The sequence below is a fragment of the Nanchangia anserum genome (genome assembly GCF_015240065.1).
In the GTDB taxonomy this organism is placed as follows: domain Bacteria; phylum Actinomycetota; class Actinomycetes; order Actinomycetales; family Actinomycetaceae; genus Nanchangia; species Nanchangia anserum.
The window spans coordinates 655331-679981 of the sequence record NZ_CP060506.1; the positions used below are offsets into that span (position 1 = coordinate 655331).

The following is a 24651-nucleotide window of genomic DNA, read 5'->3' on the forward strand; positions in this document are numbered from 1 at the left end:
CACGCTCTGGAGTCACTTCCCCGATCCCAGATCGAGAGCGGGTCCCGATGTCACGATCCGTTACCCGCCCCGCCGTATCTCAGCGCTGATTGTCTTCAAGGAGGTGCACATGAACTCAACCATTGCCGCGCGTCACATCCCCGTGATGGCGCGCGAGTGCGTTGAGCTCATGCGCCCGTGCCTGGAGCATCCCGGTGCAGTGTACGTCGATGCGACGACGGGCTTGGGTGGGCACCTCAGTCTCGTGCTCGAGGCATATCCTCACGTGCGCGCGGTTGCCATCGACCGTGATCCGCGGGCGCTTGAGCTGGCGCGAGAACGTGTGGCAGATGATGCCCGGCGCTGCCACTTTGTGTGTACAACCTACGACCGGATAGAGGACTGCCTCGCCGAGGCCGGCTACGAGCGCGCCGACGCCATCCTCATGGACCTGGGAGTCTCGTCGATGCAACTCGATGAGCGCGAGCGTGGGTTCTCCTACGCGCGCGATGCCGCGCTAGACATGCGGATGGATCCCACTCGCGGCGACACCGCAGCCGATCTGCTGGCCCGTGCCGATGCGGGCGAACTGGCACGGATTCTCGCAACGTATGGGGAAGAGCGCCATGCCGGGCGGATCGCTCGCGCCATCGTCGCGGCGCGCGGCGAGGCGCCGGTGACAACCTCGGCGCGCCTCGTCGAGATCATTCGTGCGGCGTTGCCGCAAGCGGCGATGCGGCGCGGGGGGAATCCGGCGAAACGGACGTTTCAGGCGTTGCGTATCGCCGTCAACGACGAACTCGACATCCTCGAGCGCGCGCTTCCCGCCGCCATCGGGTCGCTGCGGGAGGGCGGGCGCCTCGTCGTCGAGTCCTACCACTCGCTCGAGGACCGCCTCGTGAAGACGGCCTTTCGGCAGGCAACGACCACGGATCTGCCGGCCGACCTGCCGCTGCGCGAGAGCGAACGCGGCGTGGAATACCGCCTCGTTCATCGCGGCGCGCGCAAAGCAAGCGCGGCTGAGGTCGAGGAAAACTCGCGTTCGGCGCCCGTGCGCCTGCGCTGCCTAGAGAAGACGGATACCCACCGATGAGAGGACACGCCATGCCAGCGTCGGCACGATCAGCCAGGCCTGCTCCCGCCCGGCGGCGCACGCCACCCGCACGCGTCGTCACCGCCGCGCCGCAGCCGCGACCGCGCCAGGCGCTCGCGACCATCATCGGTCTCGTCATCGGTGCCATCGTCCTCATCGTCGCCGCCATCGTCATCAACACCCAGGCGGCGGTGTTGTCGTATTCGACCCACGCGGATCAAGTCGCGCTGGCGCGGCTGCAACAGGACAACGATGAATTGCGCTCACGCATCGACGAGGCGTCGTCTCCGGCGCGGTTGCGCGAGGTTGCCGAAAAAGAGGGCATGGTCCCCGCGGGTTCAACGGGCTACCTCACCCTGGCCACCCACCAGATCAGTGGGGGAGAAGAAGCGAGCGAGCCCCCGCGCAAAACCGAGGACTCGAAGGCGGATGACACGGCTGGTACCCAGGCCCCTGAGACAGCCCAGGCTGGGCAGTGATGACGCGAGTGCGCCGGCGTAACAGTCGCGCCCGGGTGTTGTTCGGGCTGTTCCTGTGCGCGTTCGGGCTGTGCACGCTGCGGCTCGGGTGGCTGCAGATCGTCACCGCACCCGAACTCGCTCAGGCAGCAGAAGCCTCTCGCGTGACGACGGTGACCATTCCGGCCAAGCGCGGCGACATCGTCGATTCGAGTGGCACCGTGCTGGCGACGTCGGTGCCGACCTATGACATCTACGCAGCCCGGCAATACCTGTGGAACTGGGCGCACGTCGTGTACGTCGATGCCGACGGCAACGAGGTGCCACGCGAGAAGGCACTGGTTAACGGGCAGAAGCGAGCCGGAATTAGCACGCGTGTTCGCGGCTACGGTGCGCTCGAAGCCGCTCGGCTACTCGCGCCAAAGCTCAAGAAGAATGCTGCTGAACTCGGCGGTGAGCTGTCGGGGACGGAAGGCTCGCGCATCATTGCGACGAACGTGCCGGTCTCGACGTGGCGCGAGATCCGGGAGATGGGGATCCCCGGCATCGACGGGGTGACGTCGTATCGGCGTGAGTATCCCAACGGGGCGACGGCGTCGACGATTCTCGGGTTCACGGCGCTGGCCGGCGATGGGGCACCGGGGAGCGAACTCGAGGGCAAGGCCGGTGTCGAGGCTACGCAGAACAAGCTGCTCGTCGGCAAGAACGGGCAGCGCCGAGTGGAGATCTCGCCGTCGGGTCAGACGATCCCGGGGGGCTATTCGCAAGAGCAGGCCGCCGTCGACGGCAACACGGTGACACTGACGATCAACGCCGACCTACAGGCGCTTTCTCAAGACGCTATCGATCAGGCCGTCGATCACATCATGCCGAATGGGGACGGCCATCGCCCTCGACGTGAAGACCGGCGCCGTGTTGGCGTTGGCCGACTCGGGACAGATGTCGCCCGACGAGGTCAAGGAAGGCAAGGCGAAAACCACGGGGTCACGCGCCGTGCAATACACGTACGAGCCCGGCTCGACCGGCAAACTCGTGACCTTCGCCGCCGGTCTCGAGCACGAGGCGTTCACTCCGCTGACTCGGGTTTCCACGCCGTACGAGATCACCATGCGCGACAACCAGACCTTCCGCGACGCGCACGATCACCCGACGTTGCAGCTCACTGCGGCGGGAGTATTGGCCGAATCCTCCAACACGGGCACGGTTCAACTAGGTGACCGGTGAGCGATCAGCAGCGGTGGGACATGATGCGCGCGCTGGGGCTGGGGCAACCTACGGGGATCGAGATGCCCGGCGAGACCTCGGGCATCATCGGCCCGCCCGACAAGTGGGATCGACGCCAGCGCTACACGACGATGTTCGGTCAGGGAATGGCGACATCGCCGCTACAGGTGGCCTCGATGGTCGCGACGATCGCGAACGGCGGTGTCAAAGAGCCGGTTCACATCGTCGATAGCTACCGCACACCGGCGGGGGCCGTGACAAAGGTCGAGCACGACGCACCCAAGCAGGTTCTGGACGCGGATGCGGCATCGACTCTGTTGAAGATGATGGAGGCCGTCACCACCGACGAGGGGACGGCGCGGGCGGCGGCAGTGCCCGGCTACCACACCGCCGGTAAGACGGGTACGACTGAGATTTTGGGTTCGGTTGGCCAAGAACACGGAGTCGTCTCCTCGTTCGTCGGCTCGCTGCCCGCCGAGGACCCCCGCGTCGTCATCGCCGTGGTCGTCTATCGGCCCCAGGGCGAAGTGGTCTGGGGCGGAACGGTGGCCGGGCCGGTGTTTGCGAAGATCGGCGCTCAGGCGATGGCACTGCTCGAGGTACCGCCCTCGACGAACGCGCAGACCCTCTATCCGCAGCGGGTCGAGTAAACATTTAGCCGCCGTGGTGAAGCGGCCTAGACTGACAGGCGAGAAGAAGGCAACTAAAGGGGCAATATGCAGACGCACTGGAGGCTCAGTGAGATAGCTGAGGCCGTGGGCGGGCAGCTGGTGGGCGATGACGTGTGCGTCACCGGACCCATCGTGACCGATTCGCGTGAGGTAGGCGCCGGCTCGCTCTATATTGCCCGCGAAGGCGAAAACGTCGACGGGCATCGTTTCCTTCCCCAGGCGGCGACCGGCGGAGCCGTGGCCGCTGTCGTCTCCGATGCTCAGGCGGCAACCGACGCGGGCCTCCCCGCGGTCGTCGTCGCCGACCCCACGCTCGCCCTAGGTGACCTCGCTCGAGCACACCTGGAGCGCCTGCGCGCTACCGGCCCCCGCTCGGTCATCGCGATCACCGGCAGCGCGGGCAAGACGACGACCAAAGACCTGCTGCGCCAGGTCCTCGACCGCGTTGCCGTCACGGTCGCACCCCGGCTGTCGTACAACAACGAGTCGTCATGCGTTGACCGTGCTGAGCGCCGGCCCCGACACCCGCTACCTCGTCCTCGAAATGGGGGCTTCCGGTGTCGGACACATTGCCTATTTGACGCAGATCGCCGCTCCCGACGTCGCCGTCGAACTCATCATCGGGCAGGCTCATCTCGGCGGATTCGGCTCGGTCGAGGCGCTGAGCGAGGCCAAGGCCGAGCTCGTCGACGGGCTGGTGCCGGGCGGCACCGCCGTCCTCAATGCCGATGATCCGCGTGCGGCCGCCATGGCATCGCGGGCCGAGCACGTCGTCACGTTCGGACGCGTCCAGGACGCCGACGTGCGCGCGACGAACGTGAGCCTCGATGCGTTGCGTCCGTGCTTCACCCTGACGTGGCGCGGAGCCAGCGCCCCCGTCCGTCTGCAGCTGGTGGGGGACCACCACGTGACCAACGCACTCGCGGCGGCCGCGGCGGCCCTGAGCGTCGGGGTCGATCTTGACACGATCGCCGCGGCCCTGAGCGAGGCGCGGCCCCTGTCGCCGCACCGCATGGCCGTCTCCGAGCTAACGGGCGGAGCAATCCTCATCGACGATTCCTACAACGCCAACCCTGATTCGCTGCGCGCCGGCCTCGATGCGCTGTGCGAGATGAGTCGCACGCGCTGCGGCCGCAGCCTCGCCGTCATCGGCGAGATGCGCGAGCTCGGCGACGAGTCGCGGCGACTGCACGCCGAGTGCGGAGAATATGCGCGATCGCTCGGCATTACCCACACGGTGAGCCTGGGCGGATACGCCGACGACTTCGCCGCCGCTGCGGGGTCTCACTCGCGAGCCGACAGCCTCGAGGATGCCGTGGCCTTTATTCGCGAGTGGGCGCACGCGGGCGACGTCGTCCTCGTCAAGGGATCGAACGCGTCGGGCGCCTGCCGGGTGGCAGACGCGGTGAGTGAGGAGGAACCCCGGTGATCGCTATCGGCCTGGCTCTCGGCGTGTCTCTCATCGCGGCCCTCGTCGGGACTCCCGGTTTCATCCGCTTCCTACGTCGGCGCGAATACGGCCAGTTCATTCGTCAAGACGGTCCCACCGCGCACTTCACCAAGCGGGGGACGCCGACGATGGGTGGGGTCGTCATTATCTCGGCCGCCGTGATCGGCTGGCTGGCCGCGTGCCTGTTCCGCCAGCAGTTACCGTCGCTGACAAGTCTGCTGTTGCTGTTCCTCTTTATCGGTCTGGGCACGGTCGGCTTCCTCGACGACTACATCAAGATCTCGAAACAACGCTCACTCGGGTTACGTCCCTGGGCGAAGATCGGCGGGCAGGGCCTGGTGGGGACGGTGTTCGCCATCGGCGCGCTCATGCGTCCGGACGAACGCGGAATTCGTCCGGCTTCAGCCGCGCTTTCGGTCGTGCGCGATCTCGCGTGGAGTGACTTCATGCGCTACGGGTTGCCCGTTGCGCTCATCATCATGATCGTGTGGGTCAATTTCCTCGTCGCCGCGTGGTCGAATGGTGTCAATCTCACCGACGGCCTCGACGGCTTGGCAACGGGGGCGTGCCTGTTCGCGTTCGGTGGCTACGCCGTCATCAGCGTGTGGCAGTTCTATCAACGCTGTCCACAGCTCAATAGCGAGGTCGCCCGCGCGTGTTACGACGTGCGCGATCCGTTAGACCTCGCCGTGATATGCGCGGCAATCGTCGGGGCGTGCTTCGGCTTTTTGTGGTGGAACACCTCTCCCGCCCAGATCTTCATGGGAGACACCGGATCGCTGGCGCTGGGAGGCGCGTTCGCCGGCCTGTCGATCCTCACCCACACGGAGTTCCTCGCCATCCTCATCGGCGGCCTGTTTGTCGTCATCGTCATCTCTGATGTCATCCAGATCGGTGTCTTCAAGGCCACGCGCAAGCGCGTGTTCAAGATGGCGCCCCTGCACCACCACTTTGAACTCAAGGGGTGGCCGGAAGTGACGATCGTCGTGCGATTCTGGATCATCGCGGGGCTGTTCGCCATCCTCGGCGTCGCCCTGTTCTACGCCGAATGGGTGGTGACGAGCCAGTGAGTGCACTCGGTGAGCTGACCTACGCGGTCGCCGGTCTCGGCCGTTCGGGACTGGCGTGCCTGCAGGTGTTGGCCGATATGGGAGCGCGTTGCATCGGCGTTGACGGCTCCGAGGACGCGCTCGAGCGCGCGCGCACGGCTGAGGCCTCGTGCGACCTGGTGCGGGCGAGCAGTCTCGAGCAGGTACGCGCCGCCTACGACGGGGCGGACGTCGTCATCGTCAGTCCCGGCATCGCGCCGAGCCAACCGTTGCACGCGGCGGCACTGAGTGCGAAGGCGCACGTGTGGAGCGAGGTCGAGTTGGCCTGGCGATACCAGCAGCAGTCCGCGCACCCGCAGCGCCCGTGGCTGGCGATCACGGGAACGAATGGCAAGACGACGACGGTCGCGATGACCGCGGCCATTCTCGAGGCCGCGGGGTGGCACACCCCGGCTGTGGGAAACGTCGGGGATCCCATCATCACGGCCGTTGCCGAAGACAACGCGGATGCCCTGGCCGTGGAGTTGTCGAGTTTCCAACTGGCCTCGACCCACTCGCTGCGCCCGCACGCGGCCGTGTGCCTCAACGTCGCCGAAGATCACCTCGATTGGCACGGGAGCGTCGAGGACTACGTCGCCGCGAAGGCCCGCGTCTACCGCGGCACCCGTCTCGCGTGCGTCTACAACCGTGACGAGCCGCGCACCATCGACATGGTCGCCGACGCCGACGTAAGTGAGGGCGCTCGGGCAATCGGATTCACCCGGGGGATTCCCGGTCTCAGCGAGATCGGGGTCGTCGAGGACGTCGTGTGCGATCGTGCTTACATCGCCAACCGCCGCACGCACGCGCGCGAACTCGCGACATTCGCCGACCTCGCCCACCTCGGCGGGGAGGTTCCCGCGGCGACGACACTCAGCGATGCCCTGGCGGCGGCGGCGCTCGCGTGCTCCCTCGACATTCCCGCTGACGCCGTGGCGCGCGGGTTGCGCGCCTTTTCCCCGGCATCCCACCGCCGCGCCGTCGTCTCACACGCGACGGGCGTGACGTGGATCGACGATTCCAAGGCGACAAACGCACACGCGGCACTGGCGTCGCTGTCGGGGTGCCCGCCACGCTCCGTCGTGTGGATCGCCGGCGGCGACGCGAAGGGCCAAGACTTCGCCGATCTCGTGGCGCAGGTGGCCCCGAGCTTGCGCGGAGTCGTCCTCATCGGCGTCGACCGCACCCCGCTGCGCGAGGCACTGGCACGCCACGGCGGCGGTGTCCCCGTCATGGAGCTGGAAGATCACCCCGAGATCATGACGTCAGCCGTCAACGAGGCCGTTGCCCTATCGCTGCCCGGTGACCAGGTCATCCTCGCCCCGGCCTGCGCGTCGTGGGACCAATTTGCCAACTACCGCGCTCGCGGCGAGGCATTCGCTGCCGCGGTCCGTGGACTGGAGCAGTCGTGAAGATGTTCGACGCGCTGCGTCGTCGCCTTCCGGTCGTGCGTATCGAGAAGTCGAGTGGCGAACAGGTCCACGCGGCGCAGCGCGTGCTCAAGCCGTGGCACATCCTGACGTCAACGCCCGGGTTCACCTTCTACCTCATCCGCACCGTCACCGTTCTTCTCGCCGGGATCGGCCTCGTCATGGGGTTCTCGGCCTCGACGATTCGCGAGCTGTCGGCCAATTCCAACCCCTACCTGGCGGTGCTGCGGCCCTTGGCCATCGTCGTCATCGGTCTCGCCCTCATGGCCATCATCTCCCGCATTCCCTATCGGGTCATCATGTCGGGGGCACCCGTGTGGCTGGCAGGCGCCATTCTCCTCCAGCTGACGGTCTTCACTCCGCTGGGAAAAGAGGTCGCCGGTAACCGCAACTGGATCTCACTCGGGGTGACAACCCTTCAACCATCGGAGCTGCTCAAGGTCGCCATTGTTATCTGGCTGGCGTGGGTGTTCCACACCCGTCGGGTTCGCGTGCGCAACCTCGCATCCGTGGGGCAGTGGATTATTTTTCCGTGCATCGTCGCCGTCGCCATCGTCATGGTTGGCAAGGACCTGGGCACCGCGATGATTTTCGGACTGATCTGCGCGGCGACTCTGTTCGTTATCGGATGGGAGCGCCGATGGTTGCTCGCCTCGAGCGGGATTGTCGTCATGGCCGTCGCCGGGGCCGTCGCCATGAGTCCGTCGCGCCGGGCCCGCGTGATGGCGATCTTCTCCTCGTCGTCGGACCCCCTGGGCACCGACCTGCAGACGTTGCGGGCAAAATGGGGTCTCGGCACCGGCGGTCTCGTCGGGGTCGGTCCCGGGGCGTCGCGGCAAAAGTGGAACTATCTCCCCGAGGCGCACACAGACTTCATCTTCGCCATCCTCGGAGAAGAATTCGGTTTTTTTGGCACGGTGAGTGTCCTCATTCTGTTTGTTCTTCTGGCCTATGGATTGTTCCGACTGGTGACGCGGATGAAGGATCCCGCCGTGCGGGTGCTCGCCGCGGCCACTTCCGGATGGCTGATTACGCAGGCTCTCATCAATATTCTCGTCGTCATCGGCTGGGCGCCGGTCGTTGGCGTGCCGCTGCCGTTCATCTCCTCCGGTGGATCCAGCATGCTCGCGAGCTTCATCATCATGGGCGTGGTGTTAGCCTGTGCCCGAGAAGAACCGGGAGCGCAGAAACTTTTGGGGACGCGGCACCGCCGCACGCAGAGCGCAGGGCAACGAGCACGGGGAGGTACACGCGATGACTAAGATGCGGCTGATTCTCGCCGGTGGGGGAACAGCCGGACACGTCAATCCGTTGCTCGCCACCGCGTCGGCGCTCGCCGATCACGAGATCGTGTGCCTGGGCACGGCCGAGGGACTCGAGGCAGAGCTCGTTCCCGACGCCGGCCACGAACTCGTGACGATCGCGAAGATCCCGCTGCCACGACGCCCCTCGCCCGACCTCGTGCGGTTGCCGGGGGCGATGCGCACTCAGGTGCGTCGGCTGCGGCGACTCTATGCCGAGCGCTCGATCGACGTCGTCGTGGGGTTCGGCGGATATGTCTCGACACCGGCCTATCTGGCCGCTCGCGGCGAGAAGATTCCGGTCGTCATACACGAACAAAATGCCCGGCCCGGACTGGCTAACCGCCTCGGGGCCCGGTTCGCCGATGTCGTCGCGCTGACGTTTGACTCGACTCCGCTGCGCGCCCGTCGCGGTCTCACCCGCACGATCGGACTGCCGCTGCGGCCCCCGATCGCCGCCCTCGCGCGCCGGCGCGCGCAGGGAGGGGCCGGGGATGCCCGCCGGGAACAGGCCGCACGTTTTGGGCTGGATCCCGATCGTCCCATCGTCGTCGTGACGGGCGGCTCTCTCGGGGCGCTGACGATCAACGACGCGATGGCGAGCGCGGCCGCGCAGCTTCGTCCCGATGTCCAGGTCATTCACCTGTGTGGACGCGGTAAGGACGCTGCCGTGCGTGCCGATGTGGGCGAGCGCGAGGGCTACGTCATCATCGATTACCTCCGCGACATGGAAGCGGCGCTGGCGCTCGCCGACCTCGTTGTCTGCCGCTCCGGTGCGGGCACGGTAGCCGAGCTGTGTGCGCTCGGGATCCCGGCGATTTACGTCCCCCTCGCCATTGGAAATGGGGAACAGCGTCTGAACGCCGCCGATGTCGTCGCGGCGGGTGGGGCGCGGATCGTGCCCAATTCTCAGTGCTCGGCGAAACGTCTCCTCGCCGAGATCACGACGATTTTTGATGACTCCGAGCGCCTGGCCACGATGTCACGTGCCGCCGCCTCATGCGGCCACCTCGACGCGGCGGACCAGCTTGCTGAACTGGTGGAAGGAGCGAGGCGATGAGCGATCAGAGTTTCCATCTCATCGGCGTCGGCGGTGCCGGAATGTCCGTTGTCGCCGAACTGCTTCTCAGTCGCGGCTTTGCCGTTACCGGATCCGACCGTGCCGATCAGCCGAGCCTGGGGCGCATCCGCCAGGCCGGCGGCACCGTTTGGGTAGGACATGACCCGGACGCCATCGACCCGCGCGCAACCGTGGTCATCTCGAGCGCGATTCGCGAGAGCGATCCTGAACTGAGGGCGGCGCGCGAACGCGGTCAGCGCGTCATCCACCGCTCGCAGGCTCTGGCTCTTGCCGCGCAGGGCCGCGACTTCGTCGCCGTTGCGGGGACCCATGGCAAGACGACGACAGCCGGAATGTTGGCCGCCGGCCTTGCCGCCGCGGGTGTCGATCCCTCGTACGCCGTCGGGTCGATTGTGCTGGGATTCAACTCGGGTGCTCACCTTGGAGCCGGGCGCGCTTTCGTCGCCGAGGCTGACGAATCCGACGGGTCGTTCCTCAACTATTCGCCAAGCATTGCGATCGTCACGAATATTGAACCCGATCATCTCGACTACTACGGCACCACCGAGGCCTTTCGGCAGGCTTTCGTCGATTTTGCCGCCCGCCTGGGGTCCACGGGGACGCTCATCGCGTGTGCCGACGACCCTGGCTCGCGCTCTCTCGCCGAGGAGGTGGCGGGATCTGTGCGTGTCCTCACCTACGGCCTCGCCGATGCGCCCGCAGGGGCGGAGCACGTGCGCATCGCCTCGATTGAGGCGAATCCGGACTCGTCCAGCGTCGCCGTGGACTGGCCCGGTGCCGGCGAGGTCAACGTTCAGGTTCCCGTTCCCGGCACCCACAACGTTCTCAACGCCGTCGCGGCGATGATCGCCGGGGTCGAACTGGGCGTCGACGTCGACACCATGCCGAGAGCACTCGCGGCGTTTCGAGGAACGGGTCGACGCTTTGAAACCCGTGGAGCAGTGGGGCGCATTCGCGTCATTGACGACTATGCCCACCACCCGACCGAGGTCGATGCCCTCATCAAGCAGGCGCGGGTCGCGGCGGGTACCGGTCGTGTCCTCGTTCTCTTCCAGCCGCATCTGTATTCGCGCACCCGCAATTTCGCGACGGAATTTGCCCAGGCGCTCGCCGGGGCGGACGTCGCTGTCGTTACCGATATCTTTGGTGCTCGCGAGGATCCTGTTGACGGGGTCACGAGTGCTCTCATTACCGATGCGATGTCCGGTGCCCATCTCATCGGCGACCTGGATGAGGCCGCGCGATTCCTTGCCGACCGCGCTCGCCCCGGCGACCTCGTCATTACCGTCGGCGCCGGCTCGGTGACGACGGCCGCAGAGACGATTCTGGCCCGGTTGCGCGAGCTTCACGCCGATGGCTAGGCGACCGCCGACGCCGCGCACGATGCGTGACGGGGGCGGCTCGGAGACTCCGAACCGCCCGTCGCGTGATGCGCAGGAACGTCTGCGTCCACAGAGTTCGCACGCGGCGGCAGGGCAGACGCGCTCCGGTGGCTCCGCGTTCCGACGCTCTGGTCAGGCTGGTGCGCGACGCCGGCCGGTGCCCAATCCCGCCGATTCGCAGGCGACGGAACAGCTTGATCTAGCCGCGGCGCACGAGCAGGCCAGTGCTACCAATGCCGCGACGGTATCGGCGTCCACGTCGATTCGACGGCCACCACGCGATGGCGCCCGACGTCTCGTGTCGCGATTTCGCCGCTCGTCGGCACCTGCCGCGCGCGCGAGCGCATCGGCTGCGCAGGCGGGCGCGGACCACAGGCGGGCCGACTCGGTAGTCTCGACCTCGCTCGAAGTCAAGTTGCGCGAGCGTGCCCGCAAGCGCCGGCGCCTCGTGTGGCGGGCATGGTCGATAGCGGCCGCCGTCGTCCTTGTCGCCGCGCTCGCGTGGGGAATCGCCGGATTCTCGCCGCTGTTCGCCGTGCGGGCCAGCGATATTACGATTCGGGGCGTGAGCGCGCCGGTCGAGGCCACGGCGGTGACGAAGGTGGTGCACACCGCGGTGGGGACACCGCTACCACGCGTCGACACCGGTGAGCTGGCCGATATGCTCACGCGCGATCAACCCTGGGTGAGTGGGGTTGACATCGACCGTTCTTACCCGCACGGATTGACCGTGGTCGTACACGTGCGCCGTGCCGTTGCGCGCAACGCGGACTCGACGACGCAGCTCGTCTCGGCTGATGGGGCAATTGTGCCCGCCAGCGGCACGGCGGCGGAGGGGCTACCGTCTCTCGTCGTCGCCGACACGTCCTCGGCACGTCAGTCGCGACGCGACGGCGCGCGCATCGCGGCGCTGCTCGATGACGACACGCGCGCGAAGGTCCGCTCGATCACGATTGACGACAAGAATCGCGTGACGATGAGTCTGGATTCGCAGGCGAGCGTCCGTTGGGGCACCGTCGATGATTCCGAGTTGAAAGCGCGGGTCCTCGCGACACTTATCCAGCGCCAGGCGAAGGTCTACGACCTCACCGATCCGCTCAATCCGACGACCCGATAGGACTTGGCGACACGCCCGCGCGCGCTCGCGTGGGTCGGGCTTGCGCTCCTATCATGTATGCGCTTCGAGAACGACAAAACGTTAACTCTCAACAAGAAGTTGAAGGTTGCCGCTCAAGGAATGATGAAGGAGAAAAGATGGCTATCCCCGAAAACTACTTGGCGGTGCTAAAGGTTGTCGGTGTCGGCGGCGGGGGCGGTAACGCCGTCAACCGGATGATCGAAGCCGGCCTCAAGGGTGTCGAGTTCATTGCCATCAACACCGATGCCCAGGCGCTGCTCGCGTCCGAGGCCGACGTCAAGCTTGACATCGGTCGCGAGGAGACCCGCGGTCTCGGCGCTGGCGCCGACCCGTCGGTGGGCCAGAAAGCCGCCGAGAGCCACGTGGAGGACATCGAAGAGATCCTTCGCGATGCCGACATGGTCTTCGTGACCGCCGGCGAGGGCGGCGGCACGGGAACGGGGGCCGCCCCGGTCGTGGCGCGTATCGCCCGTCAGCAAGGGGCATTGACCGTCGGCGTCGTCACACGCCCGTTCGGTTTTGAGGGGACGCGTCGCTCGAAGCAGGCCGAGTCCGGTATCCAGGCGCTGGGAGACGAGGTGGACGCGCTCATCGTCATTCCTAACGATCGGCTGCTCGAGATCTCGGATGCCAACATCTCGGTGATGGAGGCCTTCCGCGCTGCCGACGACGTGCTGCGCGCGGGCGTGCAGGGCGTCACCGACGTCATCACGAAGAACGCCCTCATCAACGTCGACTTCGCCGACGTCAAGTCGATCATGAAGGGCGCGGGCACCGCGCTCATGGGCATCGGTACGGCCACCGGCGAGGGCCGCTGCATCGCGGCGACCGACGCGGCCATCTCCTCGCCGCTGCTCGAGGCGAAGATCGACGGCGCCCACGGCGCCCTGATCTTCTTCCAGGGCGGCTCGAACGTCTCGCTGCAGGAAATGCGCGAGGCCGCCGAGCTCGTCAAGGAATCGGCGCACGAGGAAGCGAACATCATCTTCGGTCAGGACATCGACGAGGCCCTCGGCGACGAGGTTCGCGTCACCGTCATCGCCGCCGGCTTCGACCCGGTGGATGAACAGCCCGAGGTCCCCGTCGAGACGACGAACCACTCGAGCCAGGCCGCCGCGATTCCCGCGATGCCGACGACGTCGCGTCGTCCCGGTGAGCTGCCCCCGCTGGACGAGCAGGCTGCTCCGCGCACGGCCTCGCACCGCGCCTCGATTCAGGCGCCGCGTCCGTCGCACCGTGCCTCGATCATCGCCGAGGAACCCGCGCCGGCCATCAGCACGTCGCTGCCGCCGCGCACCCACGAGGTGCCGCTCTACGTCTCGGCCGACGACGCCGCGCCGTCGACGTCGAACCTGCAGGTGCCGCGCGTCTTCGACGACACCGACGAGGACGACCTCGACATTCCCGACTTCCTTCGCTGATCGCCGCGCGTGTTTGCCATCGGCGGAGCCGGGCAAGCGGTCTTCACCAATCGCAAGGGCGGGGTGTCGTTGCCGCCCTACGACACCCTCAACCTCGGATTTCACGTCGGCGACGACGATGCGGCGGTTGCACGTAATCGCCGCATCGTCGCGCGCGCTATCGAGCGCGACGTCGTGTGGATGAATCAGGTTCATTCGGCGCGCGTCGAGGTCGTTCGCCCGGGGCACACCCACGTAACGCCCACCTGCGACGCGCTCGTATGCGATGCCGAGGAATTCCGTCGGTTAGGGCTTAACGTGCCGGCACTCGCCGTCATGGTGGCTGATTGTGTTCCCGTGTTGATCGCCTCGGCGAGCGGTCGATATGTGGCGGCGATCCATGCCGGGCGCGCCGGCATTGTCCGCCGCGTCATCGCCGAGACCGCTCGCGTCCTCAAGCGTGCGGGCGCGGGCGGGGACACGCTTCATGCGGCAATCGGGCCGTCGATCTGCGCGCACTGCTACGAGGTGGGCGAGGACATGCGCGCCCACGTCACGCAGTCTCTTCCCGAGGCCTGGGCGACGACTCGACTCGGTACCCCCGCGCTAGATCTGCGGGGGGCGGCCCAGGCGCAGCTGCGCGAGGAGGGCATCGCCGTGTCGTTTATTTCGAAGCGGTGCACGTACGAATCGGGGGAGCTGTATTCGCATCGCCGCTATCACCCGACGGGACGCTTTGCCGGTCTCATCATGTCTTAACGCGTGGGCAACACGCCGCGCCGGCTCGGCGGTGACGGGCGCGAAACCCGATAGCGTAAACGTCTAAGCCATACACGACTGATTGAGGGGGACACCGATGGTCGGAGTAGTTCACAAGGCGATGGACTTCATGGGGTTGTCCGAGCCGAAAATGGGCGCCGACGAAGATGCGCATGACTACGTCGACGACTATGACTACGACTTCGACGACAGCGATCGCGACACCGGCAGTGATGTGACTCCTTTCCCCGCGCCGCAGGTCGTCTCATCGGGTAGTGACGTTCACCGGATCGTCACGATTAAGACGACGAACTTCGATACCGATGCCACCCGCCTCGGTGATGCCTTTCGCGAGGGCGTTCCCGTCATCCTCAATGTCACGGGTATGAAGGAGGGTGATGCTCGCCGCCTCATCGACTTCGCCGCAGGACTGGTCTACGGCCTGCGCGGTAAGCTCGAACGTGTGACGCACCGGGTGTTTTTGCTCTCGCCCGAGACCGTTGCCGTGAGCGCGGTCAAGGATGACTCGACGCGAGGTTTCTTTGATTAATCCCCACGGTATCGTGCTGCTTGCGGCACAGGTGTGCTCGTGGATCATCTCGATCTACCTGCTCATTCTTCTCGTGCGCGCTGTGTTGGAGTGGATTCGCTTTTTCGTCCCCCAGATGCGTCCTCCCGGAGTGCTGCTCGTTATTGCCAACATCGTCTACGCGCTGACGGATCCGCCCCTGCGGGCGTTGCGGCGTGTCATTCCGCCGGCGCGTTTGGGATCAGTCTCGCTTGATGTCGGATTTATCGTCCTGTTTTTTGGTCTGATGATCCTGCGTCGGGTGATCTGGTATCTCGCTTACCTGCTCATGTGAGTTGGCCACCGTGCGACATAAGTGACAGTTGTGGCGCACGGGAAGGGTGGTGCTCACGTGATGATCGGGTAGACTGGAAGGGATCGACCAGGTCGCCTCATGGTGGTACGGCTGCGTGTGACGTGGACGCGGACTACGATGAGAGGCAGTGTCTGGTCAACGGATGCCAACCGCAGTCGCGGGTACGCCCGCGGCACTAGTGACAGGAAGAACTTGAGATGAGTGACATGCCGCTGCTGAGCGCCGATGACGTCCACTACAAGACGTTCACGCCGACGAAGTTCCGCGAGGGCTACGACCAGGACGAGGTGGACGAGTTCCTCGACCAGGTCGTCTTCACCATCCAGTCGCTTGAGGAGCGCGTTGGCACCGGCGAGCCGCTGCCCGCCGCGACCCAGCCCGCCCCGGTTGTCGACGGCGGCGATGAGGCCCACGGTCAGCTCCGTGCTGAGTACGACGCGGCGAACGAGCGCATCGCTCAGCTCGAGGCGGAGAAGCAGCAGCTTCAGGCCGAGCTCGACGAGGCCCGTCGCGCGGTGCAGCAGGCGCCCGCCCCCACCTCGACGGGATCGACCGAAGAGGCGTCCTCGATGCTCGCTATGGCCCAGCGCGTTCATGACGAATACGTCCGTGACGGCGAGCAAGAGGGTAACCGGATCGTCGGTGAGGCCCGCGCCCAGGGCGAGCAGATCATTCGTGAGGCCAACGACGAGGCCGCCCGCGTCCTCGACAAGCTCGAGACTGAGCGTGGCAGCCTCCAGTCGAAGGTTGACGATCTCAAGCAGTTCGAGCGCGAGTACCGTACGCAGCTGCGCTCGCACCTGGAGTCGCTGATTCAAAACGTCGACGCCGGCGCTGGCAACTAAAACGATCATCACCAAGGCGCGTATGTGAGTGGCATGCGCGCCTTCGGTGTGCATAGCAGTCGACGGTGAGTCCGAGGGAGGGGGTGGAGCGATGCGACCCATCAACTGGCGCTCTTTTGCGTATTTTTATGGGGCCGTCACCATCCCGACCCTGCTTATCGATCAGGTGACGAAGGCTCTGGCCGTGGCTCGGTTGGAGCCAAACGAGGCCTATCCGCTCCTCGGCTCACTGCTCTCGCTGCAGCTCGTCCGTAACCCCGGGGCGGCGTTTTCGTTCGCGTCGTCGTCGACGTGGGTGTTTACCGTGGTCGCCTGCGTCGTCATCGCGGCGGTCGCCTACATTGCGCCGCACGTCGAGCATCGCTGGTGGCTGACGGTGCTCGGGCTGCTGGTCGGCGGAGCGATGGGGAACCTCATCGATCGGCTGATCCAACCGCCGGCCTTCGGTAGCGGCCATGTCGTCGATTTCCTCAATTACGGAGGCCTGTTTATCGGCAACGTCGCTGATATCGCCATCGTTGCCGCGGTAATAGGCGTGGTCGGTCTCACGCTCGCCGGCGTTCCGCTGGGCAGCCCCCGGCGTCGGCGTGTGGAGGCGCGCCAATGACGACGCAGTGGGCCGAGGTGGATGACTCGCTCCACGACGAGCGCGTCGACGTCGGCCTGTCGCGACTATTTGGCATTTCTCGTTCCCAGGCCGGTGTGCTCGTGAGGAGCGGCGAGGCCCGCGTTAACGGGGCGACGTGCACGAAAGCGCACAAGCTTCGCGTCGGCGACGTCCTCGAGGTCGATCTGCCCGATGAGACAGAACCAGATCTGCGCACTCCGGCCGATCTTGACATCCTCTACGAGGATGACGAGCTCGTCGTCGTCAACAAGCCCGTGGGCATGGCTGCCCACACGGGGCCGGGGTGGTCGGGGCCAACCGTCATCGGCGCCTTGCTTGCCGCTGGGCACCGCGTCTCGACCTCGGGTCCCCCCGAGCGCACGGGTATCGTTCATCGCCTCGATGCGGCGACGACGGGGGCGATGGTCGTGGCGAAGACGGAGCTGGCGTATGCGAAACTCAAGAACGACTTCCGCTACCGCCGCGTCGGCAAGATCTATCACGCGCTCGTCCAGGGCTATCCCGATCCCACCGAGGGCAGCATCGATGCTCCGATCGGGCGTCATCCCTCACGCGATTTCAAGATGGGGGTCGTCTACGGCGGCAAACCCGCGCTCACGCACTATCGCACGCTCGAGGTGTTGCCCGGGGCGACGCTGCTGGAAGTCGAGCTGGAGACAGGGCGCACCCACCAGATTCGCGTCCACATGCAGGCGATCGGTCATCCCATCGTCGGCGATTCGACCTACGGTGCCGATCCCGTATTGGCTGCCAGCGTGGGCATGACGCGGCAATGGCTTCATGCGAGGAACCTCACGTTCGACCATCCGCTCACGCGCCAGCGCGTCGACATCGAGGCTCCCTACACGTCCGACCTCTCGTCGGCGCTGACGGCGGCACGCGCCAGCGTGTCGCGCGGGCCTAGGATCGAGCCATGAGCGCCTCGTCCGACTTCGTCCACCTCCACGTTCACACCGACTATTCGATGCTGGATGGGGCGGCTCAGATCGGCAAGCTCGTCGCCGAGGCCAAGCGCCTCGGGCAGCGGGCGCTCGCGATTACCGATCACGGCTACCTGTTTGGTGCCTATGAGTTTTACGCGGCTGCCAAGGCCGCCGAGATCAAGCCGATCATCGGCCTCGAGGCCTACGTCACGCCCGGTACCTCCCGTTTCGACAAGGAGACGCGCGTGAGGTGGGGTGATGAGTCTCAGGCCTCCGACGATGTGTCGGCTCGCGGTGCGTACACCCACATGACGCTGTTGGCACGCACGACCCAGGGGATGCATAACCTCTTTCGGTTGGGGTCGCAGGCCAGTCTCGACGGGCAGATGAACAAGTGGCCGCGCGCTGACCGCGACCTGCTCGAACGCTACGGCAACGGCCTCATCGGCACGACGGGGTGCCCGTCTGGCGAAGTGCAAACGCGCATGCGGCTCGGCCAGTTCGACGAGGCACGTCGGTGTGCCGAGGAGCTGCAAGACATCTTTGGCAAGGACTATTTTTACGTCGAGCTCATGGACCACGGACTCGACATCGAACGGCGCGTGCGCACCGAGCTGTTGGACCTGGCCAAGCACCTGGGCGCCCCGCTGCTGGCAACAAACGATTCGCACTACGTCACCGAGGCGGACCAGCCGACCCAGGACGCCTTGCTGTGCATCAACTCGGGGTCGCGTCTGTCCGATCCCGATCGCTTTACGTTCGACGGCACCGGCTACTACCTGCGTCCCGGCGACGAGATGCATCGGCTGTTTGCCGACCTGCCCGAAGCGTGCATGAATACGCTGCGCGTGGCCGAGCAGTGCGAGGTCGAGTTCCACACCGTCGCCGACGGTGCATCCTACATGCCTCAATTCCCCGTGCCCGAGGGCGAGGACGAGACATCGTGGTTCATCAAGGAAGTCGAACGCGGCCTCAACAAACGTTTCCCCGATGGCGTCCCCGAAGCCGAGCGACGCCAGGCCGAATACGAGTGCGACGTCATCGAGCGCATGCAGTTCCCGGGCTACTTCCTCGTCGTCGCCGACTACATCAACTGGGCGAAGGATCAGGGCATTCGCGTGGGACCGGGGCGTGGCTCGGGTGCGGGATCGATGGTTGCCTACGCGATGGGAATCACCGAACTCAACCCGCTCAAATACGGTCTCATGTTCGAGCGGTTCCTCAACCCCGAGCGCGTCTCAATGCCCGACTTCGACGTCGACTTCGACGAACGCCGCCGCGACGAGGTCATCGACTATGTGACCGAACGCTACGGCGCGGATAAGGTTTCCCAGGTCGTCACCTACGGCAAGATCAAGGCGAAGCAGGCGCTCAAGGACTCTGCGCGTATCTTGTCGAAGCCCTATTCGGTGGGCGAGCAGCTGACGAAGAAGATGCCCAAGGCGATCATGGGCAAGGACATGAGCGTGTCGGGGATGTTCACCCCGTCGGATCCGCGCTATTCCGAGGCCGAGGAATTCCGCCGCTACTACGCCGAGAACGAGGCCGAGCTGGGGCCCGTGGTTAATCTCGCGCGCGAGCTTGAGGGTCTGACTCGCCAGTGGGGCGTCCACGCGTGCGCCGTCATCATGTCCTCGCACACGCTCACCGACATCATCCCCATGATGAGGCGCGTCAAAGACGGTGCCGTCATCACCCAGTTCGATTACCCCACGTGTGAGACGCTCGGCCTGCTGAAGATGGACTTCCTGGGGTTGCGTAACCTCACGGTTCTCTCGGATGCTCAGGACAACATCGTCGCCAACAATAAGCCGGCCGTCGACCTGGAATCGGTGCCGCTGGATGACCAGGCGACCTTCGATCTCCTCTCCAGCGGTGAAACGCTGGGGGTGTTCCACCTCGATAGCTCGGGCATGCGCTCCTTGCTGCGGTTGATGAAGCCGACGCACTTTAACGACATTTCGGCCGTGGGCGCGCTGTATCGACCCGGACCGATGGGGGCCCAGTCCCACACGAATTACGCGCTGCGCAAGAACGGTCGCCAGCAGATCACGCCGATTCACCCGACGCTGGAAGAACCCCTCAACGAGATCCTGTCGGAAACGTATGGCCTCATCGTCTACCAAGAGCAGGTCATGGCGATTGCCCAGAAACTCGCCGGGTATTCCCTCGGCGAAGCCGACCTGTTGCGTCGCGCGATGGGCAAGAAGAAAAAGGCCGAGATGGACAAGCAGTTCGCCACGTTCAAGGCGGGCATGCTCGAGCGCAACTATCCCGAAGAGGCGATCACGACTCTGTGGGAAATCCTCGTCCCGTTCTCGTCCTACGCCTTCAACAAGTCGCACTCGGCGGCTTACGGCCTCGTGTCCTATTGGACGGCCTACCTCAAAGCGAACTACCCGGCCGAATACATGGCCGCCCTGCTCACCTCGACGGGAAATAACCGCGACAAGCTGGCGATGTACCTGCGCGAGTGCCGGCGCATGGACATCGATGTCCTCGTTCCCGACATCAATTTGTCGCAGGCCAACTTCTCGCCGGTCGGTCATTCGATCCGATTCGGGTTCTCGGCTATCCGCAACGTCGGGGCAAATGTCGTCGACGCCATCATCGCGACCCGCCAGGAAAAGGGCGACTTCACGTCGTTTACCGACTTCCTGCAAAAGGTGCCGCAGGCGGTCTGCAACCGCCGCACCGTCGAGTCCCTCATCAAGGCCGGAGTCTTTGACTCTCTGGGAATGACGCGTCGAGCCCTTCATGCCCGTCACGAGGAAGCGGTGTCGTCGATGGTCGGTCTCAAGCGCAACGAGGAGATCGGTCAGTTTGATCTGTTTGGCGCCCTCGATGAGGGACCGGCGGATGTGTTCACCCTCGAGATTCCCGAGATGCCCGAGTGGGACAAAAAGGACAAGCTCGATTTTGAGCGCCAGATGCTCGGCCTGTACGTGTCGGACCACCCGCTCAACGGCCTGCAATACGTCCTCAATCGCAACAGCGACCACGAGGTTGCCGACATCATCACCGATGGGGGAGCGGTTCCCGAGGGTGCGCGCGTGCGCCTGTGCGGGCTCATCGCAGGTATTGAGCGCAAGGTGACGAAGAAATCGGGATCTCCGATGGCGATCATCACGCTCGAGGACCTGTCGGGGTCGATCGAGGCGACGTTCTTCCCCACCCAGTACGAGACCTTTGCCACCTACCTAACCGACGACGCCATCGTCTCGGTCGTCGGGCGAGTGAAGTACACCGACGAGGGATCGGCCTCGCTCGTCGCCCAGGAGCTCACGGTGCCGAACGTCGCGATGGGCTCGGATGGGCCGCTGGTCGTCACGATGCGCGCGGAGCGATGCACCCGACAGGTGGCCGAAGACCTCGGCGAGATCCTGCGCAACCACCCCGGGGGATCGGTCGTGCGCATGCGTCTCGTTTCGTCGTCGAGCGTGACGACGGTGCAACTCGATGATGCGCTGCGGGTGAACAGCGAGGCGAGCCTGTATTCCGAGCTCAAGGCCCTGCTCGGACGAAACTGCCTAGAGGCGTGAGGCGCGCCTACACTTGAATGACTCAAGTAAGGCCACCATAATGAGGCGTATGGCTGGACCCTATACCGAGATGCTGCGCGGCGCCGGTCTGCGTGTGACCGCGGCGCGCATCGCCGTATTGGACGTCATCGATCGGGGCGGCCACTGCGATGCCGACGAGATCCGCTCGGGCGTGAATGCGGAACTGGGATCGATCTCGGGACAAGCCATCTACGATGCCGTCAACACGCTGACGGCGCGCGGCGTTTTGCGACGCATCGCTCCGGCCGGATCGCGGGCGCGCTACGAACTCAACCACGGCGACAACCATCACCACGTCGTTTGCCGCGACTGCGGTCGCATGGGGGACATCGCCTGCGCTGTTGGCAGCGCGCCCTGCCTGGAGCCCATGAACCTCGAGCCGGGGTGGGACGTGGACGTCGCCGAGGTGATCTACTGGGGCCGCTGCCCGGAGTGCGCGCGCGAGCAGTGCGCTCGCGGCGCCTAGGCGTCGCGCACGGCGATAACGACATCGCCGGTCGGCAGGGCAAGCGTCACGTGCTGTCCGGCGTGAAGACTGCGCCCGCGCTGGGTGACGACCTCACCGTCGACGCTCACGTCGCCCGAGGCGATGGCCACGCCCGCCTCGGCACCGTCTTCGACGAGTCCGGACAACTTGAGGAGTTGGCCCAGTTTGATCGGGCAGCGCACGGGCAGGGTGAGGATCTCGCTCATGTGTCGAATCCTACTCGCGTCCCGCCGCGCGGACGGGGCAGGGGAGGGGCCATCGAGATCCCCTAGCATGTGCCTATGCTTTCCGTCACCGATTTGCGTGATCTCTCGCCCAGTCCCGCCGAGCTCAATGCGCTGCTGCCGCGTGCGCGCGTCGATCTGGATGCTGCCATCGACGTCGTCACCCCGATCATGGAGGACGTGCGTTCGCGCGGGCGCGAGGCGATTGCCGAGTGGTCACGTCGCTTCGACGGGTCGGCCCCCGAGGAGCTGCGCGTCTCGCCCGACTACCTCAATCGGTGTTTGGACGAGCTCGACCCGGCGGTGCGGACCGGGCTGGAGATCGCGATTGCGCATAATCGTGCCGGTCACCGCGCCCAGATGCCACGCGAAGTTGCTACCGAAATTGTTCCCGGCGGTATCGTGCGCCAGCGGTGGATTCCCGTGCGCCGCGTCGGGCTTTACGTGCCTGGCGGTCTGGCTGTTTATCCCTCGAGCGTCGTCATGAATGTCGTCGCCGCGCAGGTTGCCGGCGTCGCCGAGACCGCGCTCGTCACACCGCCGCAACGCCACTTCGACGGCAATATTCACCCGACGATTGCCGCCGCCTGCGCCCTGCTGGGTGTCGACGAGGTCTACGCGGTTGGCGGTGCTCAGGCGATCGCCATGCTCGCCTGGGGCATTGACGACGGCGAGGCCCCCATTGCACCCGTCGACGTCATCACCGGGCCGGGCAACATCTACGTCGCCGCGGCCAAGCGCGTCGCCCGCTCGGTGTGCGGCATCGACGCCGAAGCCGGCACGACCGAGATCGCCATCATTGCCGACGACTCGGCACATGCTCGTTTTGTCGCCGCCGACCTGGCCTCGCAAGCCGAACACGATCCTGCCGCGGCCTCCGTCCTCATCACGGATAGCGAGGAACTCGCGCGCGAAGTCGACACCGAGCTCGAGGCGATCGTCGCCGCCACGCGCCACAGCGATCGGTGTCGCACGGCGTTGGGGGGACCCCAATCGGGAATTCTCCTGGTCAGTGACATCGACCAGGCGATCGACGTCGCGAACGCCTACGCCGCCGAACACCTCGAGATTCACACGGCAAACGCCGAGGCGGATGCCGCGCGCATCCACAACGCCGGGGCGATCTTCGTGGGTCCGTACTCGCCGGTTCCGCTCGGCGACTACGTTGCCGGGTCGAACCACGTCTTGCCCACGTCGGGCACCGCGCGCTACGCCGCCGGCCTCAACGTCATGGCGTTTATCAAACCTGTCCAGCAGATTCACTACACCGCCGAGGCGCTGGCCGAGCTCACGCCTCACCTGGGTGCTCTCGCCGAGAGCGAAGACCTGCCAGCACACGGTGAAGCCGCGCGCGCCCGCGCCTAGCCGTCCCTACGAGAAAGACTCCCCATGTCTGTCATTCGCACGCTGCCCCCACTCATGCGGACCCTGTTGTTTTGGGTCATCATCGCGATCATCGCGGGTTCCCTTCTCGGCCTCGTTCTGCCGGCGTGGGCCATCGTCCCCTTCGCGACGTTCAACGCGGTATTCGGTGAATTCCTCAGCTTCTGCGTTCCCCTCATCATCGTCGGCCTCGTCGCACCGGCGCTCGCGGACCTCGGAGCCGGTGCCGGCAAGTGGCTGCTCATCACCGTCGGCATCGCCTACGGATCGACCCTGTTTGCCGGATTCGCCACCTATGGGGTGTGCCGAGCCGTGTTCCCATCGCTGTTGGCGAATGAGAAGGTCAGTGAATTGACCGAGCCGACCTCGGCTGTCGCCTCCGTACTTGGCGACAATTTCGAGATTCCACCGATGTTTTCCGTCATGTCGGCGCTCGTGCTGTCCTTCGTGTTGGGTATCGCGATCGCCGCGCTCAATCCCCGCATCATTCGTCGGGGCTTCGACGAATTCCGCGACATCATCATGGTCATCAAGCGCGCGATTGTGCCGTGTTTGCCGCTCTACATCTTCGGGTCGTTCCTCAACATGGCCTACACCGGCGAGATTGCCCAGGTCATCAGCGCGATGGTCAAGGTCATCGTCGTCTCGATCATCCTCACGTTCGCGCTGCTCATCATTCAGTATGTCCTCGCCGGGCTCGTCGCGGGATGCAACCCCGTGCGGGCACTCGGGCGGATGCTGCGCGCCTACTTCACGGCGTTGGGCACCTCCTCGTCGGCGGCGACGATTCCCGTGACGTACGAGTGCGCGCTGGCCAACGGCGTCTCGCGCGATATCGCGGGATTCACGATCCCGCTGTGCGCGACTATTCATCTGGCCGGATCGATGACGAAAATTACGGCCTTTTCTATGGCGGTGCTGTTCATGACGGGCAGCAGCTATGACCTCGGTTCCTATGCGCTGTTCATCGTCATGCTCGGCATCACGATGGTGGCGGCTCCGGGCGTGCCCGGGGGTGCGATCACGGCGGCCCAGGGCGTTCTCGTCGGGCTGCTCGGCTTCACCGATCCCATGTATTCGCTCATGGTTGCCCTTTACATCGCCATCGACTCGGTGGGCACGGCGACCAATGTCACGGGCGACGGCGCGATCGCGCTCGTCGTCAATCGGCTGGCGGCCGGCAGCCTGGGCAAGGAGCGGGCGCGTTCGCTTGAGGCCGCCGACGACATCTTATCGGGCACCGACTAGGCGGCGAGTGCG

23 protein-coding genes and 2 pseudogenes are annotated in these 24651 nt (G+C 65.6%); 24 read left to right on the top strand and 1 reads right to left on the bottom strand.

The genetic code is table 11. The annotated features are described in order from the left end of the window. The first annotated feature begins 109 nt into the window (after window positions 1–109). From rsmH to H8R18_RS03110, 22 genes and pseudogenes are all read left to right on the top strand, one after another. Complete coding sequence (gene rsmH / locus H8R18_RS03015; RefSeq protein ID WP_191072354.1) at window positions 110–1072, top strand: 16S rRNA (cytosine(1402)-N(4))-methyltransferase RsmH; 963 nt, start codon at window positions 110–112, stop codon at window positions 1070–1072. Window positions 1073–1083: 11 nt separating this feature from the next. After that, a complete protein-coding gene (gene ftsL, locus H8R18_RS03020; protein ID WP_191072353.1) occupies window positions 1084–1551 on the top strand; it encodes a cell division protein FtsL in 468 nt (155 codons plus the stop codon). Next, window positions 1551–2267: pseudogene (locus tag H8R18_RS09895) on the top strand (hypothetical protein); the annotation flags it as partial. The gene ftsL and the pseudogene H8R18_RS09895, both read left to right, overlap by 1 nt. A 136-nt stretch (window positions 2268–2403) precedes the next feature. Further along, complete coding sequence (locus tag H8R18_RS09900) at window positions 2404–2754, top strand: penicillin-binding transpeptidase domain-containing protein (RefSeq protein ID WP_420846901.1); 351 nt, start codon at window positions 2404–2406, stop codon at window positions 2752–2754. Further along, window positions 2751–3404 (top strand): penicillin-binding transpeptidase domain-containing protein, encoded by a 654-nt coding sequence (locus H8R18_RS03030; RefSeq protein ID WP_194189375.1) that lies wholly within the window; start codon window positions 2751–2753, stop codon window positions 3402–3404. The genes H8R18_RS09900 and H8R18_RS03030 overlap by 4 nt, the downstream gene beginning before the upstream one ends. Before the next feature lie 66 nt (window positions 3405–3470). Further along, a pseudogene (locus H8R18_RS09725) lies at window positions 3471–3704 on the top strand (Mur ligase domain-containing protein); the annotation flags it as partial. A gap of 223 nt (window positions 3705–3927) precedes the next feature. Further along, entirely contained in the window at window positions 3928–4854 is a 927-nt protein-coding gene (locus H8R18_RS03035; RefSeq protein ID WP_338089212.1) for a UDP-N-acetylmuramoyl-tripeptide--D-alanyl-D-alanine ligase, read from the top strand. Continuing rightward, the gene (gene mraY / locus H8R18_RS03040; RefSeq protein ID WP_191072350.1) at window positions 4851–5945 is read left to right on the top strand and encodes a phospho-N-acetylmuramoyl-pentapeptide-transferase; all 1095 of its coding nucleotides are present in this window, start codon (window positions 4851–4853) and stop codon (window positions 5943–5945) included. The genes H8R18_RS03035 and mraY overlap by 4 nt, the downstream gene beginning before the upstream one ends. Further along, window positions 5942–7375, top strand: a complete 1434-nt coding sequence (gene murD, locus H8R18_RS03045; protein WP_227712861.1) for a UDP-N-acetylmuramoyl-L-alanine--D-glutamate ligase — start codon at window positions 5942–5944, stop codon at window positions 7373–7375. The genes mraY and murD overlap by 4 nt, the downstream gene beginning before the upstream one ends. A 2-nt stretch (window positions 7376–7377) precedes the next feature. Further along, a complete protein-coding gene (gene ftsW / locus H8R18_RS03050) occupies window positions 7378–8655 on the top strand; it encodes a putative lipid II flippase FtsW (RefSeq protein ID WP_223875429.1) in 1278 nt (425 codons plus the stop codon). Then, the gene (murG, locus tag H8R18_RS03055) at window positions 8648–9754 is read left to right on the top strand and encodes an undecaprenyldiphospho-muramoylpentapeptide beta-N-acetylglucosaminyltransferase (protein ID WP_338088383.1); all 1107 of its coding nucleotides are present in this window, start codon (window positions 8648–8650) and stop codon (window positions 9752–9754) included. The genes ftsW and murG overlap by 8 nt, the downstream gene beginning before the upstream one ends. After that, on the top strand, window positions 9751–11136 hold the full coding sequence (murC, locus tag H8R18_RS03060; RefSeq protein WP_191072347.1) for a UDP-N-acetylmuramate--L-alanine ligase: 1386 nt from the start codon (window positions 9751–9753) through the stop codon (window positions 11134–11136). The genes murG and murC overlap by 4 nt, the downstream gene beginning before the upstream one ends. Then, window positions 11129–12274, top strand: a complete 1146-nt coding sequence (locus H8R18_RS03065) for a cell division protein FtsQ/DivIB (protein ID WP_191072346.1) — start codon at window positions 11129–11131, stop codon at window positions 12272–12274. The genes murC and H8R18_RS03065 overlap by 8 nt, the downstream gene beginning before the upstream one ends. A gap of 137 nt (window positions 12275–12411) precedes the next feature. Continuing rightward, the gene (gene ftsZ, locus H8R18_RS03070) at window positions 12412–13716 is read left to right on the top strand and encodes a cell division protein FtsZ (RefSeq protein ID WP_191072345.1); all 1305 of its coding nucleotides are present in this window, start codon (window positions 12412–12414) and stop codon (window positions 13714–13716) included. Between the two features lie 9 nt (window positions 13717–13725). Next, the gene (pgeF, locus tag H8R18_RS03075) at window positions 13726–14454 is read left to right on the top strand and encodes a peptidoglycan editing factor PgeF (protein ID WP_227712862.1); all 729 of its coding nucleotides are present in this window, start codon (window positions 13726–13728) and stop codon (window positions 14452–14454) included. 97 nt (window positions 14455–14551) lie between these two features. Further along, the gene (locus H8R18_RS03080) at window positions 14552–15004 is read left to right on the top strand and encodes a cell division protein SepF (RefSeq protein WP_191072343.1); all 453 of its coding nucleotides are present in this window, start codon (window positions 14552–14554) and stop codon (window positions 15002–15004) included. Then, entirely contained in the window at window positions 14997–15317 is a 321-nt protein-coding gene (locus tag H8R18_RS03085) for a YggT family protein (protein ID WP_223875413.1), read from the top strand. Before H8R18_RS03080 ends, H8R18_RS03085 begins: the two co-directional genes overlap by 8 nt. Window positions 15318–15535: 218 nt before the next feature. Beyond that, on the top strand, window positions 15536–16183 hold the full coding sequence (locus H8R18_RS03090) for a DivIVA domain-containing protein (protein ID WP_338088382.1): 648 nt from the start codon (window positions 15536–15538) through the stop codon (window positions 16181–16183). A gap of 91 nt (window positions 16184–16274) precedes the next feature. Continuing rightward, a complete protein-coding gene (gene lspA / locus H8R18_RS03095) occupies window positions 16275–16790 on the top strand; it encodes a signal peptidase II (protein ID WP_191072341.1) in 516 nt (171 codons plus the stop codon). After that, window positions 16787–17728, top strand: coding sequence for an RluA family pseudouridine synthase (locus H8R18_RS03100; protein ID WP_191072340.1), 942 nt, complete (start codon window positions 16787–16789; stop codon window positions 17726–17728). Before lspA ends, H8R18_RS03100 begins: the two co-directional genes overlap by 4 nt. Next, window positions 17725–21276, top strand: coding sequence for a DNA polymerase III subunit alpha (gene dnaE, locus H8R18_RS03105; protein WP_194189376.1), 3552 nt, complete (start codon window positions 17725–17727; stop codon window positions 21274–21276). The genes H8R18_RS03100 and dnaE overlap by 4 nt, the downstream gene beginning before the upstream one ends. Before the next feature lie 49 nt (window positions 21277–21325). Next, a complete protein-coding gene (locus H8R18_RS03110; RefSeq protein ID WP_191072338.1) occupies window positions 21326–21763 on the top strand; it encodes a Fur family transcriptional regulator in 438 nt (145 codons plus the stop codon). On the opposite strand, the gene H8R18_RS03115 is transcribed toward H8R18_RS03110, so the two are convergent. Next, a complete protein-coding gene (locus H8R18_RS03115) occupies window positions 21760–21990 on the bottom strand; it encodes an RNA-binding S4 domain-containing protein (protein WP_191072337.1) in 231 nt (76 codons plus the stop codon). The two genes, H8R18_RS03110 and H8R18_RS03115, sit on opposite strands and share 4 nt — an antisense overlap. A 75-nt stretch (window positions 21991–22065) precedes the next feature. Here H8R18_RS03115 and hisD point away from each other — a divergent pair, with 75 nt between their 5' ends. Together hisD and H8R18_RS03125 are read left to right on the top strand one after the other, a co-directional pair. Then, window positions 22066–23373, top strand: coding sequence for a histidinol dehydrogenase (gene hisD, locus H8R18_RS03120; protein WP_191072336.1), 1308 nt, complete (start codon window positions 22066–22068; stop codon window positions 23371–23373). A gap of 24 nt (window positions 23374–23397) precedes the next feature. Further along, on the top strand, window positions 23398–24639 hold the full coding sequence (locus H8R18_RS03125; protein WP_194189377.1) for a dicarboxylate/amino acid:cation symporter: 1242 nt from the start codon (window positions 23398–23400) through the stop codon (window positions 24637–24639). Window positions 24640–24651 lie beyond the last annotated feature (12 nt).